The 17,071-nt window shown below is 61.6% G+C and carries 11 protein-coding genes; 7 read left to right on the top strand and 4 right to left on the bottom strand.

The window, feature by feature from the left end; genetic code table 11:
• Positions 1-51: 51 nt before the first annotated feature.
• On the bottom strand, positions 52-900 hold the full coding sequence (locus ETW23_RS02690; RefSeq protein WP_134829039.1) for a fumarylacetoacetate hydrolase family protein: 849 nt from the start codon (positions 898-900) through the stop codon (positions 52-54).
• A gap of 28 nt (positions 901-928) precedes the next feature.
• On the bottom strand, positions 929-3,925 hold the full coding sequence (locus ETW23_RS02685) for an ABC transporter transmembrane domain-containing protein (RefSeq protein ID WP_205879931.1): 2,997 nt from the start codon (positions 3,923-3,925) through the stop codon (positions 929-931).
• Between the two features lie 197 nt (positions 3,926-4,122).
• Here ETW23_RS02685 and ETW23_RS02680 point away from each other — a divergent pair, with 197 nt between their 5' ends.
• Positions 4,123-4,515: a DUF3307 domain-containing protein gene (locus tag ETW23_RS02680; RefSeq protein WP_129372014.1), complete on the top strand. Its 393-nt coding sequence runs from the start codon at positions 4,123-4,125 to the stop codon at positions 4,513-4,515.
• 133 nt (positions 4,516-4,648) lie between these two features.
• Here ETW23_RS02680 and ETW23_RS02675 read toward each other — a convergent pair whose 3' ends face one another.
• Positions 4,649-5,107 carry an Lrp/AsnC family transcriptional regulator gene (locus ETW23_RS02675; RefSeq protein WP_129372015.1) on the bottom strand — a complete coding sequence of 153 codons (459 nt, stop codon included), beginning with the start codon at positions 5,105-5,107 and terminating at the stop codon, positions 4,649-4,651.
• Between the two features lie 145 nt (positions 5,108-5,252).
• Here ETW23_RS02675 and ETW23_RS02670 point away from each other — a divergent pair, with 145 nt between their 5' ends.
• Positions 5,253-8,675 (top strand): indolepyruvate ferredoxin oxidoreductase family protein, encoded by a 3,423-nt coding sequence (locus ETW23_RS02670; RefSeq protein ID WP_134829038.1) that lies wholly within the window; start codon positions 5,253-5,255, stop codon positions 8,673-8,675.
• A 30-nt stretch (positions 8,676-8,705) separates the two neighbouring features.
• On the opposite strand, the gene ETW23_RS02665 is transcribed toward ETW23_RS02670, so the two are convergent.
• Positions 8,706-9,371, bottom strand: coding sequence for a TetR/AcrR family transcriptional regulator (locus ETW23_RS02665; protein WP_134829037.1), 666 nt, complete (start codon positions 9,369-9,371; stop codon positions 8,706-8,708).
• A 436-nt stretch (positions 9,372-9,807) separates the two neighbouring features.
• Here ETW23_RS02665 and ETW23_RS02660 point away from each other — a divergent pair, with 436 nt between their 5' ends.
• The 5 genes from ETW23_RS02660 to ETW23_RS02640 are packed head-to-tail and all read left to right on the top strand — an operon-like array spanning position 9,808 to position 17,017.
• Positions 9,808-11,589, top strand: a complete 1,782-nt coding sequence (locus ETW23_RS02660) for an ABC transporter ATP-binding protein (protein ID WP_134829036.1) — start codon at positions 9,808-9,810, stop codon at positions 11,587-11,589.
• Positions 11,582-13,495, top strand: coding sequence for an ABC transporter substrate-binding protein (locus ETW23_RS02655; protein WP_134829035.1), 1,914 nt, complete (start codon positions 11,582-11,584; stop codon positions 13,493-13,495). The genes ETW23_RS02660 and ETW23_RS02655 overlap by 8 nt, the downstream gene beginning before the upstream one ends.
• Entirely contained in the window at positions 13,495-14,523 is a 1,029-nt protein-coding gene (locus tag ETW23_RS02650) for an ABC transporter permease (RefSeq protein ID WP_129372020.1), read from the top strand. The genes ETW23_RS02655 and ETW23_RS02650 overlap by 1 nt, the downstream gene beginning before the upstream one ends.
• The gene (locus tag ETW23_RS02645) at positions 14,520-15,674 is read left to right on the top strand and encodes an ABC transporter permease (RefSeq protein ID WP_134829034.1); all 1,155 of its coding nucleotides are present in this window, start codon (positions 14,520-14,522) and stop codon (positions 15,672-15,674) included. Before ETW23_RS02650 ends, ETW23_RS02645 begins: the two co-directional genes overlap by 4 nt.
• Positions 15,671-17,017, top strand: coding sequence for a CoA transferase (locus ETW23_RS02640; RefSeq protein ID WP_134829033.1), 1,347 nt, complete (start codon positions 15,671-15,673; stop codon positions 17,015-17,017). Before ETW23_RS02645 ends, ETW23_RS02640 begins: the two co-directional genes overlap by 4 nt.
• Positions 17,018-17,071 lie beyond the last annotated feature (54 nt).

The following is a 17,071-nucleotide window of genomic DNA, read 5'->3' as shown; positions in this document are numbered from 1 at the left end:
GCGCATTCTGCGAATGCGCCGGAACGGGCGGGAGACCCCGCCAGCAGCTTGTCAGCAGTCAGCCCGCACCGTTTGGGTCTGCACTCCCAGTCCTTCGATCTCCAGCCGCATCACGTCGCCATGCTGCAGATAGACCGGTTGCGGTTTGCACCCCTTGCCGACGCCCGGCGGGGTGCCGGTGGCGATCACATCGCCCGGATGCAAGGTCATCAGCTGGCTGAGATGCGAGATGATCTGTGCCACGGTGAACACCATCGTGGCCGTGGTTCCAGTCTGCCGCCGCGCGCCGTTCACATCACAGGTCAGCCACAGGTTCTGCGGGTCCGGCACCTCGTCCCGCGTCACCAGCCAGGGGCCGATCGGCCCGAAGGTGTCACAGCTCTTGCCCTTGGTCCATTGGCCGGTCAGCTTGGTCTGATAGTCGCGCTCGGACACATCGTTAACCACGCAATACCCCGCCACATGGTTCAATGCCTCTGCTTCGGAGACATATTTGGCTGCGGTGCCGATCACCACGCCCAGCTCGACCTCCCAATCCGCCGCCACTGAGCCGCGCGGCAGGATCACGTCATCATCCGGTCCGCAAATCGACGAGGACGCCTTGAGGAACAGGATCGGATGCTCCGGCAGCGCCATGCCCATCTCCTCGGCGTGATCGGTGTAGTTGAGGCCGATGCCAAGAAACTTCCCCGTCTGCCCGGCACAAGGCGCCAGCTCCGGATGTCCTTTCACCAGCGGCAGTTCTGCCGGGTCCAACGCTGCCAGCCGGCCCAAGGCTTCGTCCCCCAGCACCGCACCGGTGATATCCGGCACATGCGCCGATAGATCCCGGACTGCGCCTGTACTGTCCAGAAGGCCAGGCCGTACTTGCCCGCCCGCGCGGTACCGCAGCAGTTTCATGTTCTTGTTCCCTGTCTCAATTCCTGGATCAATTGGAGACGTAGCCCGCCACCACCTGCAATAGCTTGAATGCCGTAGAAGCGTCATTTTCCACCACTGCCAGGAATTCTTCTTCGCCGATCCGCAGGCAGCTGAGGTCCGTCGCCGCAATCATGCTCAGCGCCCGGGCTTCATGCCGGATCAGACCCAGTTCCCCCACCAGCCGCCCGGGGCCAACCGTGGTAATCAGCCGGTCCTCGCCGCCCGGCTGCGGCAAGAAAAGCTCTGCCTCGCCATCAAGGATCATATACGCCCCGTCCGATGCTTCATCATCCTTCAGGAACACCACCTCGCCCGCCTTGGCATCATACCAGCGGGCGCCAAAGGCCAGAAGACGAAGCTGGCGGCGGTTCAAGCCGGAGAACAGTTCAGTCTGTTCCAGTGCCCTCAGCTTGCGGGCCAGGTCCTGGCTGGCCGCCCCGTCGCCCGCTGCCGCGGCCTGCGCCTCGTCGCTGACCAGACGGCCCTGGCGCAGTTCAAAGAAGACGTCAAAGACATCCGGACTTTGGAAGCTTGGGGCAAGATAGATCAGCGTGGTGCCGGGCAACAGCTTTCGCAGGTTCTTATGCACCGCGACCCGGGTGTCCTGATCATAGCTTGCCATCGCGGAATCGAGGATCAGGATATCCGGTTTCTTGATTGTGGCCCGGCAAAAGGCCAGCGGCTCGGCAAAACTGGCGGCCAGCCCCTGCCCGCCCACCGCAATCGGCATGTCAAAGATCAGCTCCACCACCTTGTCCCGCAAGCCTTCGCGCACCATCAGTTCGGAAACCAGTTTGCGCACCTCATCGCCCTTGGCCCCGGCTGCGTCCGATATTTTGCCAAACAGAGCGTTTTCCAGAACCGTCAGCGTGGGGGCGATGGCCTCTTCTGCAAACGGCACAAAGCCCGCGCCCAAAGCTTTTAGCAAGCTTTGCCCGTGGCTGCGGCGAAAGCCTAGGATCCGTTCTTTCATTTCCTCTTCAAAGGCCGGACCGATCTGTTCCGCCGAGATGGTGAAAGGCACGATCAGCAGCTGCGCCAGCTCCTCACGGCTGAGCGCCGCCGCATTGACGGTACCGGGCCGGTCGACCAGCGACAGTGCCGTTTCATAGGCGCCCACATCCAATCCCAACTTGCGGAACAGCGGGTGGCCAGTGCCATCCATGCCGAAGATTTGGCGCAGCATCTCCACCACGTCACGGGTCAGCGCCACCAGCCCTTCGTCCAGCCCCAGCTGCTTGAGCTGGTCGAGAAATTCCGCATGACCATGCAAGACCTCGCCGGTCATGGCCTGCTGCGAGGCTGCAAACAGCAGGTTTTCCGCAACCGGCAGCGCCGGGTTGTATGCTTCTGGTTCCAGAAAATGCACGTGCACATCCAGACCGGCGTCCAGAATGGCCTTGCGCACCGACGCGCGCAATCCGACCAGCCGCTCCGCCAGATCCGGGTGGGCGGGTGCCTCGAAACACTGTTCGATACCCCGGCGGAACAGGGCGGTATCGGATCCGATCCCCTCAACCAGCTGCAGCCACCAGCTCCGCAGTTCCGCCTCGTTGGAAAAGCCAGCCAGTTTGGGATCAAGCCAGGGCGCATCAAAGGGGTCCGGGCTGTTGCCCGCGCGTTTGGCTATTTCCAGCTGTTGCAAGTTGTGGGCCGCGCCCAACGGGCGCAGCCGCATTGGCATCATCACGTTGTCGCCAAAAGATCCCTTAAACAAAACCGGCCGCGAGGTGGCATAGCCGATCCGCGCTGCCACCGTTGCCTGGTGCAGCCCGCTGAGGTTCTGATCGGCCACCGTCACCGTCCCTGTTGCGGGCAGGATTTCCCGCGTCAGCAGTTCCGCCAGGGCCCGGCGGTCTTCTTCGGAGGGGGCCGCAATACCGATGACCTGCCCTGCGGGGAAGGTTGCGCTCAGCTCCTCCAGCACCGGATTACCATCCGTGTCACGCACATTGACCGCATCCAGGACCACATCTCCGCGCAGGCGCTCCAGCTCCTCCGGCTCGCCGACCAGCAGTTTTTCATCCACCATGCCCTGCGGTGCAAAGCGCTCCAGGATCACGTCCCAGCGCAACCCCATGTCCTGGGTCTGGTTGTAATAGGTCAGCAATTCTTTCCAGGGCGACGCCAGATCCTTGTATGCGGCAAGCGCCGCCACCAATGCGCCCAATGAGACTTTGCCCTGCAGCACCAGAAAGCCGCCGACGGCGTAAAAGAAAAACGGCGTCAGCTGGGTGATGAAGTTGTTGAGAAACTTCATGAAGAATTTTTTCTGGTAAATCTCGAAGCGGATGTCATACAGCCGCCCCAGCCGCGCCGTGATGATCGCCATCCGGTAGCGCCAGCCGCCATTGATCCGCAGCGTCGCAGCACCCGCGGCGCTTTCGCCGATCTCAGTCGCCAGCGCCCGCACCTGTTTGATGCGTTTCTTGTTCAGCAGGTTGATCTGCCGTTGCAGCATCGGGATCAGCCAGCCCTGCAAAGGAATGAGCGCGATGGCTGCCATTCCGAACCAGAAATTCTGCAGGAACAGGAAAAACAGGATGGTCAGCATCTGCCCGGCTTGCAGCACCGGCTGGCTGACCGCATCCCCCATCAGCCCGCCCATCGGCTCGGATTCGGAGGTGACCATCGACACCAGTTCACCCTGGCTGACCCGCTCAAAATATGGTTGCGGAAAGCGCAGCACCCGGGCAATCAGCTGATACCGGAAGCGGCGCAGCATCCGCTCGGCCAGCACCCCCTTCATGGTGTTGATGCGCATTTTCAGCAGGCCGTGGCACAGCACCGCCAACAAAAAGCCGCCGCACAGAATCCACAGGAAGGTCAGCTGATCAAAGCTTTGCCCCATCAGGGTTATGGTGGAGGTCTCAGCGCCGATTGCATCATTGATGATCCGTTTCGGCAGCTCCAGCGTCAGGTAAAGAAGCGGAAACAGGCAGGCCGTGACCAGCAGCAGCACCAGCTGGTCGCGTTTCGAGTACTTCCAAATGAAACGGAACAAAGAGCGTTCGATGGGGAAAGCTCCATAATTGGCGGCTTCGGATGTGGTCTGCCTTATGGGTAGCGCGGTTTGGCAGGAACAGGCAATGGGCAGAAGACCGCCTTGTCCCGTTGCGGCACCCTGCCGGCGCGGCATTTGCCAGACGGCGAAAAATCCGTAAGGTTCCAGCGAGGTATCCATGCTGGAGGTCAATAGGTTTGCCGGAATATGTCGGATCCGTTCTGCTGCTGCTCTGCGCGTTGCAGGTCAAACACCTGTTTGCCGACTTCTTTCTGCAAACCCCCAAGATGCTGTCCGGCCGCTGCGCCTATGTCCATATGGGCCGTGCCCAGCATGCGGGTGTCCACGTGATCGGCTCAGCCATTGTCTACGCGTTGTTCAGCGCACCTGTGCCGTTCATCCTGGTGCTGGCGGCGCTGGAATGGGTCGTGCATTTTCACATCGACTTCGGCAAGGCCCGGTTTTCCGAGCGTAAAAAGCTGAACCCGCAGCAAGCGATGTTCTGGCAGGCCATGGGATCAGATCAGGCACTGCACCAGCTGACCTATATCGCCATGGCCTGGGCCTGGGTGAAATACGCGGCGATGTGAAAAAACCGCACGCTGGGGGCCAGCCCCCAGACCCCCGGAGTATTTTTGCAAAGATGAAATTGAAGGGCGGTCCTCGTTCCCGCCAATCTTGCGGGTCTTTCTTGCAGCAATGCTCCCGCCGCAGGCGGACTTTCTAAGGCACAACAGGCCTGTCCCGTTTGATCGTGCGCAACACCACATTGGTCTGGGCGCTGGCTACCGCTGGCAGGCGGAACAGGAAACCCTCCAGAAACCGGTTATAAGCATCCAGGTCCGGCGCCAGAACCCGTAGGTGATAGTCGGACTGCCCCGTCGTTGCGTAACATTCCTGAACCAGCGGACTGCTCTCAACCGCGCGAATGAACTCCACCAGTTTGTCCGGATCGTGGCGGGTTAAATGCACATGCACGATAGCCTGGAACCCCAGCCCCATTGCCGGTGCGTTCACCACCGCACCGTAACGTTCAATAATGCCCGCCTCCTCCAACGCCCGCACCCGGCGCCACAGGGCCGACGGCGACATGCCCACGGCCTCAGCCAGATCAGCGTTGGAAATGCGGGAGTCTTCCTGCAGCAAGGTGAGGATACGGGAATCGCGGTCGTCAAGCTTCATGTTCCGGTCACTTTCTTCACCAGATAACTGTCATTCGGAAATTCTAACCATAAATTCCCGCAATAACAGTAACTCGGGCAAATCTTTTCAAACATTGTGGATTACTTTTCCGGAAAGCACATTTTCCGCGCAAGGACTCCCCGAGATGACCAAGCTGAGCCACGATTTCCGCAGCTACAAGCTGGACGACCGGTACGAAATGACCCAGGGCCGGGTTTTCCTGACCGGCACTCAGGCTTTGGCCCGGATTATGCTTGATCAGGCGCGCCGCGATCAGGAAGCCGGCTTGAATACCGCTGGCTTTGTCTCAGGTTATCGCGGCTCGCCTTTGGGGGCAGTCGATCTGGAATTCTGGCGCGCCAAGGACCGGATGCAGGCAAACCGGATCAAGTTCATGCCCGCGGTGAACGAGGATCTTGGCGCCACAGCTGTCCTGGGTGCGCAGCAGGCCGTGCTGGACCCGCATTGCGAGGTCGAGGGTGTGTTTTCCATGTGGTACGGCAAGGGGCCGGGCGTCGACCGCTCCGGCGATGCGCTGAAGCACGGCAACGCCTATGGCTCCTCCGCAAAGGGCGGTGTGCTGGTGGTGGCTGGTGACGACCACGGCTGTGTCAGCTCCTCGATGCCGCATCAGTCGGATGTGGCCTTCATGTCCTGGTTCATGCCGGTGCTGAACCCCGCAGATGTGTCGGAGTATCTGGCTTTTGGCGAATACGGCTTTGCCCTGTCGCGCTACTCCGGCACTTGGGTCGGCTTCAAGGCGGTGTCGGAGACCGTTGAGAGCGCGCGCTCGGTGGACCTGCAGCCGGACCGTGAATTCATCTGCCCGGAGCTGGCGGATTACCCGGGCGGGCTGCATATCCGCCGCTCCGACCTGCCCTCGCCCGAGATTGAGACCCGCATTCACGCCAAGCTGGATGCCGTTCGCGCCTTTGCCGAGGCCAACCCGATCGACAAGCGGATTTACGACATCAAGGACGCGCGTTTTGGTTTTGTTTCCACCGGAAAGGGTCATCTTGATCTGATGGAAGCGCTGCGCCTTCTTGGGCTGGATGAGGCCGCCTGCCGCCGCCTGAAGATCGACATTTACAAAGTCGGCATGGTCTGGCCGCTGGACCGCACCGACGCGCTGAAGTTCGTCAAAGGCAAGCAGGAAGTGCTGGTTGTCGAGGAAAAGCGCGGTATCATTGAAAGCCAGTTCAAGGAAAACTTCTATGACTGGCCCGGCAGCAAGCCCGAAAAAATGGTCGGCAAATACGACAGCCAAGGGGAACCTCTGATCCCCTGGACCGGGGAGTTGAGCCCGCTGCTGCTTGCCCCCATTGTTGCCGCGCGGCTCGATAGTTTTTTCCCGGAGGAAAACCTGCCAGCCAAAGCCGCAGCACTCACGGCGGAACCGCCGAAGCTGTTGAACGTGCCCGGCGCCGCCCGCACGCCCTATTTCTGCTCCGGCTGCCCGCACAACAGCTCGACCAAGCTGCCCGAAGGATCCAAGGCGTTTTCCGGCATCGGCTGCCACGTGATGGCCAGTTGGATGGACCGCGATACAGCCGGCTATGCGCAGATGGGCGGCGAAGGCGTGCCCTGGACCGTGGCCTCGCAGTTCAATGGAAACAAGCATGTGTTCCAGAACCTGGGCGAAGGCACCTGGTATCATTCCGGCAGCCTCGCGATCCGCCAGGCAGTCGCGGCCGGCACCAATATCACTTACAAAATCCTGTATAATGACGCAGTGGCGATGACGGGCGGCCAGCCGGTGGACGGGCCGGTCTCGGTGCATGGCATCGCCCAGACCTGCCGCGCCGAGGGAGTGGAACGGATTGCATTGGTCTCGGACGACATTGGCAAGTTTGTCCGCAGCGACTTCCCCGCCGGCACCACCTTCCATGACCGCAGCGCGCTGGACACGGTGCAGCGGGAATTGCGCGACATCTCCGGCGTCACTGTTCTGATCTACGAACAAACCTGCGCAACTGAAAAACGCCGCCGCCGAAAGCGGGGCAAGATGGAGGACCCGAAACGCTTTGCCTTCATCAACGACCTGGTGTGTGAGGGGTGCGGCGATTGCTCGGTTGAATCCAACTGCCTGAGCGTCGAGCCGAAGGAAACGCCCTTTGGCCGCAAGCGCAAGATCAACCTGTCCACTTGCAACAAGGATTTCTCCTGCCTGAACGGCTTCTGCCCTTCTTTCGTCACTGTCGAAGGGGGCAGCCGGAAGAAGAAAAAACCCGCTGGTCTGGACGCCGCCGCATTGACCGCCAAGCTGCCGGCGCCGGAACTGCCCTCTCTCAAGACGCCGTTCGACCTGCTGGTCACCGGAGTCGGCGGCACCGGTGTTGTCACGGTCGGCGCTCTGATCACCATGGCGGCGCATCTGGAAGGCAAGGGATCAAGCGTATTGGATTTCACCGGCTTTGCGCAGAAGTTCGGAACTGTCCTCAGCTACATCCGGCTGTCCAAAGAACCCGGCACCTTGAACCAGGTGCGCATCGAACAAGGCGGCGCGGATGCGGTTATCGGCTGCGACGTGGTGGTCAGCTCGGCGCCCAAGGCCTCGGCCCATTACCGCGCAGGCACCAAGGTGGTGCTGAACCGGGCGGAAATGCCCACTGGCGATCTGGTGCTGCGCCGCGATGCTGATCTGATGGCAGGCCTGCGCGAGAAAACCATTGCCGAGGCCGTCGGACCGCAAAACCTGTCCGGTTTCAACGCCAATGAAGCCGCCGAGACAATGCTGGGCGACGCTGTGCTGGCAAATGTCATGATGCTGGGTTTTGCCTGGCAGCAAGGGCTGGTGCCGGTCAGTGCCGGGGCGCTGGACCAGGCGATTGAGCTGAACGGCGTTGCCATTGAAAAAAACCGCCTCGCCTTTGCCATAGGCCGTGCCATGGCGGAGGACCCGAAACTGGTCGCCAGCCACTTTGAGGAGACACCCGCAAAGACGGAAACATTGGACGCGCTGATCGAACGCCGCGCCACTTTCCTCACCGGCTATCAGAACATGGCTTATGCGGGACGCTACACCGCTGCCCTGAGCCGGTTCCGCGACGCATTGCCTGCGGAGGCACAGGAAGAATTGACCGCAGCCGCGGCGCGGGCGCTGTTCAAATTGATGGCGTACAAAGACGAATATGAAGTTGCCCGGCTCCTGACCAGCGACGCCTTCCAGCACCAGCTTGAGGATGAGTTCGAGGGGGATTTCAGTGTCAAATACCACCTCGCGCCGCCTTTGCTGAACTGGAAAAAGGACGCCCGCGGACGCCCGGCAAAACGGGCCTTTGGGGCCTGGCTGCGACCGGCGATGCACTTGCTGGCCAAGGGCAAGACGTTGCGCGGTTCGGCCTTCAATATCTTCGGTTATCACGAAGAAGCCCGCCTGCACCGCGATCTGCTGGCCTGGTTCGAGGCAGCGCTGAAGACCATCGCCAGCCGTTACCGTGCCGATGCGCATGAGGCCTGCCTGAAGGTACTGAAAGCGCCGATGGATATCCGCGGCTATGGCCCGGTCCGGCTGAAAGCGGCTGAGGAGGCGCGCACGCAGGCTGAGGGTATTCTCCGCAGCCTGTAACACCACACGCCCGCGGCCACGGCTGGTGTATCAGACGTCCCAGTGCTGCTTGGTGAATTCGGTGAAGTCCGCCATCTCTTCGGACAACGGGTCGCGCCCGGTAAAGACCTTTAGGTACTCGGGCGTCACTTCCAGCCGGTGCGCGTGGCTTTCATTCGGATCCGCCATCTCATAGCCGAGCTGCATGTAGTACAGCACCTTGGCCCGGGTCACTGCTTCCCGGTCCGCATAGCCGTAGCGGGCAAACATCGCCGTCAGCGCCTCGACCCGGCGCCGGTCCGAGCGGTCCAGCAGGCTGCGCACCTTGCCGGAACGGCGCGACCAGTCACGCACGGCAAAGTCCAGCGCAGTGTTGAACAGATCAGGGTTGGCGATGCACTGGAACACATTCAGCACTGCCCCGGTGATGGCCTTGGCCGGCGCCTCGGCCTGGCGGACCATGCCGGCGGTATTGGTCTGCTCCCAGGTCTTGAGCAGCGCATCCAGCAAGTCCTGGCGTGACTTAAAATACCAGTAGAACGACGAGCGCGAAACCTGCATCCGCTCGGCCAGCGCCAGCACTTTCACCTGCTCCACCCCGTCCGAGATCAGCACGTCCATCGCGACATTCAACCAGTCGTTGCGAGTGACCTTAATATTGCCGACCAGCGGCTCGGCTTCCGGATCGTCCCGGTGCAGAACAGTTTTTTGCGCCATGTGCGGCCTTTCGGAATGCGTGCGTTCCCTGGCATCCTATGCCGGGCTGACTGCCGGCGCCAACAAGGCAATCCTGTCAGCAGCCATTTGCGGCAAGGACCGAGTGGCGCCGGGGCCACAGCAGGTCCGCAGCGTCCGGAGGGCGGAATTTAGCATTGCACCATAAAACACGTGCCGGCACGCTAATGTGAGAAACTGTTATTCCTCCTTGGGACACCGGACCGAAAACACCGGATATGCAGGGCGATTGCGGGATGACGGCACTGGTGAAGTGCCCGCAGTGCAACCGGGAAGCCCATCAATTTTTCCTTGCACAACGGGCATCTGGGCAAATGGGGTTTGACTAAGCAGCCTTCAGCGCGCGAAGGTGAGGCCAAAAAACAGGGGAAAACAAGATCTCATGAGTGCCTTGAACCAGCCGGGCGGACAATTCTGAATGCACCCGCTGCTTTCCGTTGAAAATCTCAGCATTGGGTTTGGCAAGGGCGACCCCGTCGTGAAGGACGTCAGCTTTGCTGTGCAGCCAGGCGAAACACTCGCCTTGGTCGGGGAAAGCGGCTCGGGGAAAACGGTCTCTTGCCGGGCCGTGCTGCGCATCCTGCCGAAGGTGGCGCAGCTGCGCTCCGGGCGCATTTTGCTGAACACCCGCGGCAGCGAACTTGACCTTGCGACGCTCGACGAACGGCGGATGCGCGACGTTCGCGGCAATACCGTCGCGATGATTTTTCAGGAGCCTATGCGCTCGCTTTCGCCTCTGCACCGGATCGGCAATCAGGTGTCCGAAGTGCTGTGGCTGCATGGCCGCAAGTCCGAACGCAAGGCACGCAAGGAGGTTCTTGAATGCTTTGAGCGGGTCGGCTTCTCCGATCCGGAACGCACCTACAGATCTTATCCCTTCGAACTGTCCGGCGGGATGCGCCAGCGGGCGATGATCGCCATGGCCATGGTGGCCAAGCCGGACCTGCTGATCGCGGATGAGCCGACCACGGCGCTGGACGTGACCACACAGGCCCAGGTTCTGGGGCTGATGAAAGAGTTGCAGCGCGAAACCGGTATGGCGATGATCCTGGTCACTCATGATCTGGGGGTGGTTGCCAATATGGCAGAGCAAGTGGTGGTGATGCACAAGGGCCGGGTGATGGAATCCGGCCGTGCGGAACCGATGCTGCGCACCCCTGCCCACCCCTACACCAAGGCCCTGTTCAACGCTGCACCGGCAATTCCGGATGAAGCGGTCGTCGCCATCCCGCCGTCACGCGATGACCTGATCATGGAAATGAAGTCGGTCTCCAAGACCTACACATTAAGAGCCAGCAAGGGCTGGCAAGCTCCGACCCTGATCCACGCCTGCCGCGAGGTTGATTTGCGGTTAGCCCGCGGGAAAACCCTGGCAGTTGTCGGTGAAAGCGGCTCGGGCAAGACCACGGCTGCACGAATTGCCTTGGGGGCAGAGCTTCCGGATCCCGGCGGCGAGGTGCTGTTCCGCCCTGATCCGGATCAGCCGGCGGTCACCGTGCACAGCATGGACCGCGCCGCGCGCACCGCCTTTCAGCGGCAGGCCCAGATGGTGTTCCAGGACCCTTACTCCTCGCTTTCGCCCAGGATGCGCATTCAGGACACTTTGGCCGAGCCGCTGGACATCCATCGCATCGGTTCTCGTGCCGAACGCCGGGACAAGGCGGCGGACATGCTGCGGCTGGTCGGCCTGTCGCCGGACATGCTGAAACGCTACCCGCACGCGTTTTCCGGCGGTCAGCGCCAGCGGCTGTCGATCGCGCGCGCGCTGATGCTGGAGCCGGCGCTGATCGTCTGCGACGAACCGACCTCGGCGCTGGATGTTTCAGTGCAAGAGCAGATCCTGCTGCTGCTGGAGGAAATCCGCGACCGGCAAAACCTGTCTTATCTGTTCATCAGCCATGATTTGGCCGTGGTCGCCCGCATCGCAGATGAGGTCGCCGTGATGCGGCGCGGGTTGATTGTCGAGCAGGCACCGCCGGAAACCTTGTTCTATAATCCTCAGCACCCCTACACCAAGGCGCTGATCGCAGCCCAGCCGGAACCCGATATCGACCGGCCCATCGACTTGAAACTGGTGGCCCAGGGCGCAGGCGCGCCGGACTGCTGGCCCGAGGAATTCCGCTTTAACGGATCTGATGCCCCGCGACTGGTAAACCTGAAACACCTGGAACCCGGCCATAAGGTGCGCTGCCATGCTTGATGCCCTGAAACCCCTTTTGACGGCTGCCTTCTGCCTTGCCCCGCTTTCTGCCCTGTGCGGCCCCGAGGTCCAGGAAAGCAAGTTCTGGAGTTCCGAAGTCAAGGCGGGCTATCTGCCCCCGGTGGCCAAACGCCTGCCAGAGGTGCCGCTGGTGGTCGACCTGGCAGCCAAGGGCCGGGACTTTGGCACCGAAGGCGGCACGCTGAACACCATGGTGACCCGTTCCAAGGATATCCGCCAGATGGTGGTGTACGGCTATGCCCGCCTGGCGGGCTATGACGAACGCTACCGCCTGCAGCCTGACATTCTGCTGGGCTATGAGAACGAAAGAAACCGGCGTTACACCCTCAAACTGCGGCGCGGCCACCGCTGGTCCAGCGGCGATCCCTTCACCTCTGCCGATTTCCGCTACTGGTGGGAGGATGTCGCCAACCACGAGCTGCTCAGCCCGGCCGGTCCGCCGGATTTCCTGCGCGTCAACGGCAAGCTGCCGCGCGTAAGCTTCCCGGACGAAGCCACAATCATCTACGAATGGGACGACCCGAACCCCAGTTTCTTGCACATGCTGGCCCAGGCGCGCCCGCCTTTCATCTACCGGCCTGCAGAATACTTGAAACAATTCCACGCCGATTACGCCGACCCGGATGCGCTGGAAGAGGAAGTCGACTACGCCCGCGTCAAAAGCTGGGCCGCGCTGCACAACAAATACGACAACATGTACAAGTTCGATAACCACGAGCTTCCGACGCTGCAGCCCTGGATCAACGCCTCGCCAGGTAAGAAGATCCGCCACCAGTTCGTGCGCAATCCCTATTACCACCGGATCGACAGCCGCGGCGTGCAGCTGCCCTATATCGACACCGTGGAAATGGAAATTGTGACTGCCGGGCTGGTAGCGGCTAAGTCCAACGCAGGGGAAGCCGACCTGCAGGCCCGCGGTTTGGGGTTCCGGGATATCCCGATCCTGCGCAAAGGCGAAAAAGACGGCGCAAACTACAAGACTTATCTTTGGGGCTCCGGTGCCGCCTCGCAGATTGCAATCTATCCGAACCTGAATGCCAAGGATCCGGTCTGGCGCGAGGTGCTGCGCGATGTCCGGGTGCGCCGGGCGCTGTCCCTGGCCATCAACCGCCGGGCCATCAACCGGGCGCTCTATTTCAATCTGGCCAAGTCCGGCGCCATGACGGTGCTGGAGCAGAGCGAATTTTTCGACCCCGCCCTGCGTGCCGCCTGGGCGGATTTCGACCCGGAGCAGGCCAACCGGCTGCTGGACGAGGCCGGCCTTACAAAGAAAGACGCCTACGGCATCCGCTATCTGGCCGACGGGCGGCTGATGGAGCTGGTGGTGGAAACAGCCGGTGAGCGTCAGGAAGTCGAGAATGCACTTCAGATAATCTCGGACGACTGGCGCGATGTCGGGGTCAAACTGGTGATGCGCCCGCTGGACCGCGACATCCTGCGCAACCGGGTGTTTTCCGGCAGCACCATGGCGTCTGCCTGGTTCGGCTGGGACAATGGCTTGCCGCAAGTCTATACCTCGCCTGCCTATCTGGCGCCAACAGACCAGGTGTTCCTGTCCTGGCCGAAGTGGGGCCAATTCTATCAAACCGGCGGCGACGCAGGCGAGCCGCCAGACATGGCTCCGGCTCAGCAACTGATGGATCTGATGCAGGACTGGAACATGGCCACCACAGATGCCGAGCGTGCCGCCGCCTGGCGCGCCATGCTGCAGATCCACGCTGATCAGGTCTATGCCATCGGCGTCGTGGCCGCCGCACCGCAGCCCGTCGTGGTCAGCAACCGCCTGCGCAATGTGCCCAAACAGGCAATATGGGCCTGGGACCCCGGCGCCCATTTCGGCCTTTACCGTCCGGATGAGTTCTTTTTTGAGGATGGCCAGGGCTGATGGAAATTCTGCGTTACGCCATTTACCGGTTTGGCACCATGCTGCTTACGCTTCTGGTGGTGTCGGTGCTGGTCTTTGCCATCATCAACCTGCCGCCGGGCGACTATCTGTCGAACCAGATTGCCGAGCTGCAGGCCACCGGCCAGTCCGCAGGCGTCGCCAAGGCGGAATTCCTGCGGCAGGAATATGCGCTCGATAAACCGCTGTGGCAGCAATACATGATCTGGATGGGCTTCATGCCCGGCCCGCACGGGTTCTCCGGCATGATCCAGGGAAATTTCGGCTGGTCATTCGAATTCGACAGCCCGGTTGCCGATATCGTCGGCGACAGCCTGTGGCTTACAGTTCTGGTAAACCTGTCCGCCGTGGTTTTTGTCTATGCAGTGGCGCTGCCGTTGGGGGTGCTGGCTGCCGCGCGGGCCCGCACCTGGATTGATTACACCTCGGCTTTCATCGGTTACCTGGGTCTCGCTACGCCAAACTTCCTGCTGGCGCTGATCCTGTTCTACTATGGCCACCGCTGGTTCGACCTGCCGATCGGCGGGCTGATGGCCCCCGAATACGAAGGCGTGCCGATGAACTGGGACAAAGTGAAGTCCATTCTCGTCCACCTGATCGTTCCAACCTTCGTGATCGGCACCGCCGGTGCGTCCGCGATGATGCAGCGGCTGCGCGCCAACATGCTGGACGAACTGGGTAAACCATATGTGGAAACTGCCATCGCCAAGGGCATGAAACCCTCGCGGATGCTGGCCAAGTATCCGCTGCGCGTCGCCTTCAACCCCTTTGTCGCCGACATCGGCAACCTGCTGCCGGCAATGATCTCAGGCTCGGTGCTGGTGTCGGTGGTGCTGGGGCTGCAAACCATCGGGCCGACCCTGCTGACGGCGCTTAAAACCCAGGACATGTTCCTGTCGGGCTTTGTGTTGATGTTCGTCGCTTTGCTGACGCTGATCGGCACCATGGTTTCAGATGTTCTGCTGGTGCTGCTTGACCCGAGGATCCGGTATGAGGGGCGCGGCGCATGACCCGGCTGCCTGATGGACGTTATGTCGATGATGAAGCTTTCGACCCGCAGGCCTCGCTGCTGGAGCTGGAGCGCAAGGACCTGGACGCGCCGAACTGGCTGCTGGTCTGGCGCAAATTCAAGACCCACAAGCTGGGGTTGATTTCAGGCCTGTTCCTATTGATCGCCTACCTCATGATCCCGTTCGCCGGCTTCCTTGCGCCCTACGGACCAAACCAGCGCTTTTCAGAGCATCTGTATTCCCCGCCGCAATCGATCAAGCTGTTCCACGAGGGCGAATTCGTGGGCCCCTTCGTTTATCCAATGACCTCCGAGGCCAACCTGGAAACCTTCCAGTGGGAGTTCAGTCCCGACACCTCGCGCCCGCTGAAGCTTGAATTTTTCTGTGAGGGCAAGACCTATAAACTGGCCGGTCTCATCGAAAGCAACCGCCACCTGTTCTGCGCAACCGAAGAGGCGACAATCTTTATCCTGGGGTCCGACCGGCTGGGCCGCGACATCTTCAGCCGCGTTTCCTATGGTGCGCAGCTGTCGCTTACCGTGGGGCTGATCGGCATATCCGTGTCCTTTGTGCTCGGTATCTTCTTTGGCTCGCTGGCGGGATATTTTGGCGGCAAAACCGATTGGCTGATCAACCGGGTGATCGAAGTTCTGCGATCCCTGCCCGAGCTGCCTTTGTGGCTGGCGCTGTCTGCCGCGGTGCCCTCGAACTGGTCGCCGGTTGCGGTGTTCTTTGTCATCTCGATCATCCTTGGCATTCTCGACTGGCCGGGGCTTGCAAGATCGGTGAGGGCAAAATTCCTGTCCCTGCGCGAAGAGGAATACGTGCGCGCCGCCGAAATGATGGGCGCATCTTCAGGCCGGGTAATCCGCAAGCATCTGCTGCCGAACTTTATGTCGCACCTGATCGCCTCGGCCACCCTGTCAATCCCGGCGATGATCCTGGGCGAGACCGCGTTGTCATTCCTCGGCCTTGGCCTGCGCGCGCCGGCGGTCAGCTGGGGCGTCATGCTGAATGACGCGCAAAACCTGGCCTCGATCGAAATCTACCCTTGGACCGCGATCCCGATGCTGCCGATTGTGATTGTCGTTCTGGCATTCAATTTCCTCGGTGACGGGTTGCGCGACAGCCTGGATCCTTACCAGCAATGACCCTGCTCACTGCCCTGCCGGCGCCTGGCAGCTACCGCCTGACCGGCACAGGACACTGGCGCAGCGCCTTTGCGGTTACGGAACTTGCCAATGCCTCAGTCGCCGCCGTGGGGCTGGAGCTGGCGCGGCTGGTAAAGGCGCTGAACCTTGCGCCCGTTGCACCGGACGTCACGGTGGACCAGCGCCTGGCATCACTTTGGTTCAGCTATAGTTTCCGCCCCGAGGGCTGGGAGCTTCCCAGCCTGTGGGATCCGGTGGCCGGCAATTATGAAACCGCAGATGGCTGGATCCGCCTGCACACCAACCTGCCGCACCACCGGCAAGCTGCCCTGAAAGTACTGGACTGCGCAGGCGACCGCGCGGCCGCGGCAGTTGCCGTAAAACAATGGCAGGCCAGTCATCTCGAAAACGAAATCGTAAACGCAGGTGGTGTGGCCGCCGCCATGCGCAGCCGAGCGGCTTGGCTGACGCATCCGCAAGGTCTTTCTGTGGCGGCGGAACCGCTGATCCTATGGCAGTCGCCCCGTGTCATCCAACTGCGTGAGCGGCCAAAGGCAACAGCCGAACGCCCGCTGGCCGGACTGAAAGTGCTGGACCTCACGCGGGTTTTGGCCGGTCCGGTTTCCACCCGCACTCTGGCCGGATTTGGCGCCGATGTGCTGCGTATCGACCCGCCTGGCTGGGACGAACCTGGTGTCATCACCGATGTTGCGCTGGGTAAACGCATGGCTTCCCTGGATCTGCGCAATACAGTGGACCGCCAGCGGTTTGAGGCGTTGCTGTCCAAGGCCGATGTGCTGGTGCATGGCTACCGTCCCGGTGCGCTGGATGGTCTGGGCTACGGCGCGGACGCCCGCCGCCGGATCGCTCCCAATGCGGTTGAAGCCTCTCTGGATGCCTATGGCTGGACCGGCCCCTGGGCCCAGCGGCGCGGTTTTGACAGCCTTGTGCAGATGAGTGCAGGCATCGCCGATACAGGCCGCGTCCAGGCCAAGGCGGACGATCCGCACCCTTTACCGGTACAAGCGCTGGACCATGCCACGGGTTATTTGATGGCAGCAGCGGTGCTCTCGGCCTTGGCAACTGCTGCCCAAAAGGCGGCGGTGCCCGCAGCGCATCTATCGCTTGCCCGCACCGCAGAACTGCTTGGTGGAATGCAGAAATGTGCCAAAGGACCGTATGTCGCCAAACCGGCACACAGCGACTTCACCCAGGAGATCGAAAACAGCGGCTGGGGGCCGGGCCGCCGCCTTGCTGCGCCGCTTGCCCTGGACACCAGCAAAATGCGCTGGGGCCGGCCCGCCTCCCACTGCGGCAGCGCCCCGGCATGCTGGCCGGAATAACCAATGAAAATGGGACGCTGCCCCTCCTGGCTTGCAACCAGTTCACCCCGGCAA

The sequence above is a fragment of the Leisingera sp. NJS201 genome, from assembly GCF_004535885.1.
In the GTDB taxonomy this organism is placed as follows: domain Bacteria; phylum Pseudomonadota; class Alphaproteobacteria; order Rhodobacterales; family Rhodobacteraceae; genus Leisingera.
This window is presented reverse-complemented; position numbering and strand designations above follow the sequence as displayed.

Bases quoted from the DNA above. Each gene is read 5' to 3' on its own strand.
- ETW23_RS02650 (WP_129372020.1), top strand. From the start codon at position 13,495: ATGGAAATTCTGCGTTACGCCATTTACCGGTTTGGCACCATGCTGCTT.
- ETW23_RS02670 (WP_134829038.1), top strand. From the start codon at position 5,253: ATGACCAAGCTGAGCCACGATTTCCGCAGCTACAAGCTGGACGACCGG.
- ETW23_RS02675 (WP_129372015.1), bottom strand. From the start codon at position 5,107: ATGAAGCTTGACGACCGCGATTCCCGTATCCTCACCTTGCTGCAGGAA.
- ETW23_RS02640 (WP_134829033.1), top strand. From the start codon at position 15,671: ATGACCCTGCTCACTGCCCTGCCGGCGCCTGGCAGCTACCGCCTGACC.
- ETW23_RS02690 (WP_134829039.1), bottom strand. From the start codon at position 900: ATGAAACTGCTGCGGTACCGCGCGGGCGGGCAAGTACGGCCTGGCCTT.
- ETW23_RS02645 (WP_134829034.1), top strand. From the start codon at position 14,520: ATGACCCGGCTGCCTGATGGACGTTATGTCGATGATGAAGCTTTCGAC.
- ETW23_RS02665 (WP_134829037.1), bottom strand. From the start codon at position 9,371: ATGGCGCAAAAAACTGTTCTGCACCGGGACGATCCGGAAGCCGAGCCG.
- ETW23_RS02660 (WP_134829036.1), top strand. From the start codon at position 9,808: ATGCACCCGCTGCTTTCCGTTGAAAATCTCAGCATTGGGTTTGGCAAG.
- ETW23_RS02655 (WP_134829035.1), top strand. From the start codon at position 11,582: ATGCTTGATGCCCTGAAACCCCTTTTGACGGCTGCCTTCTGCCTTGCC.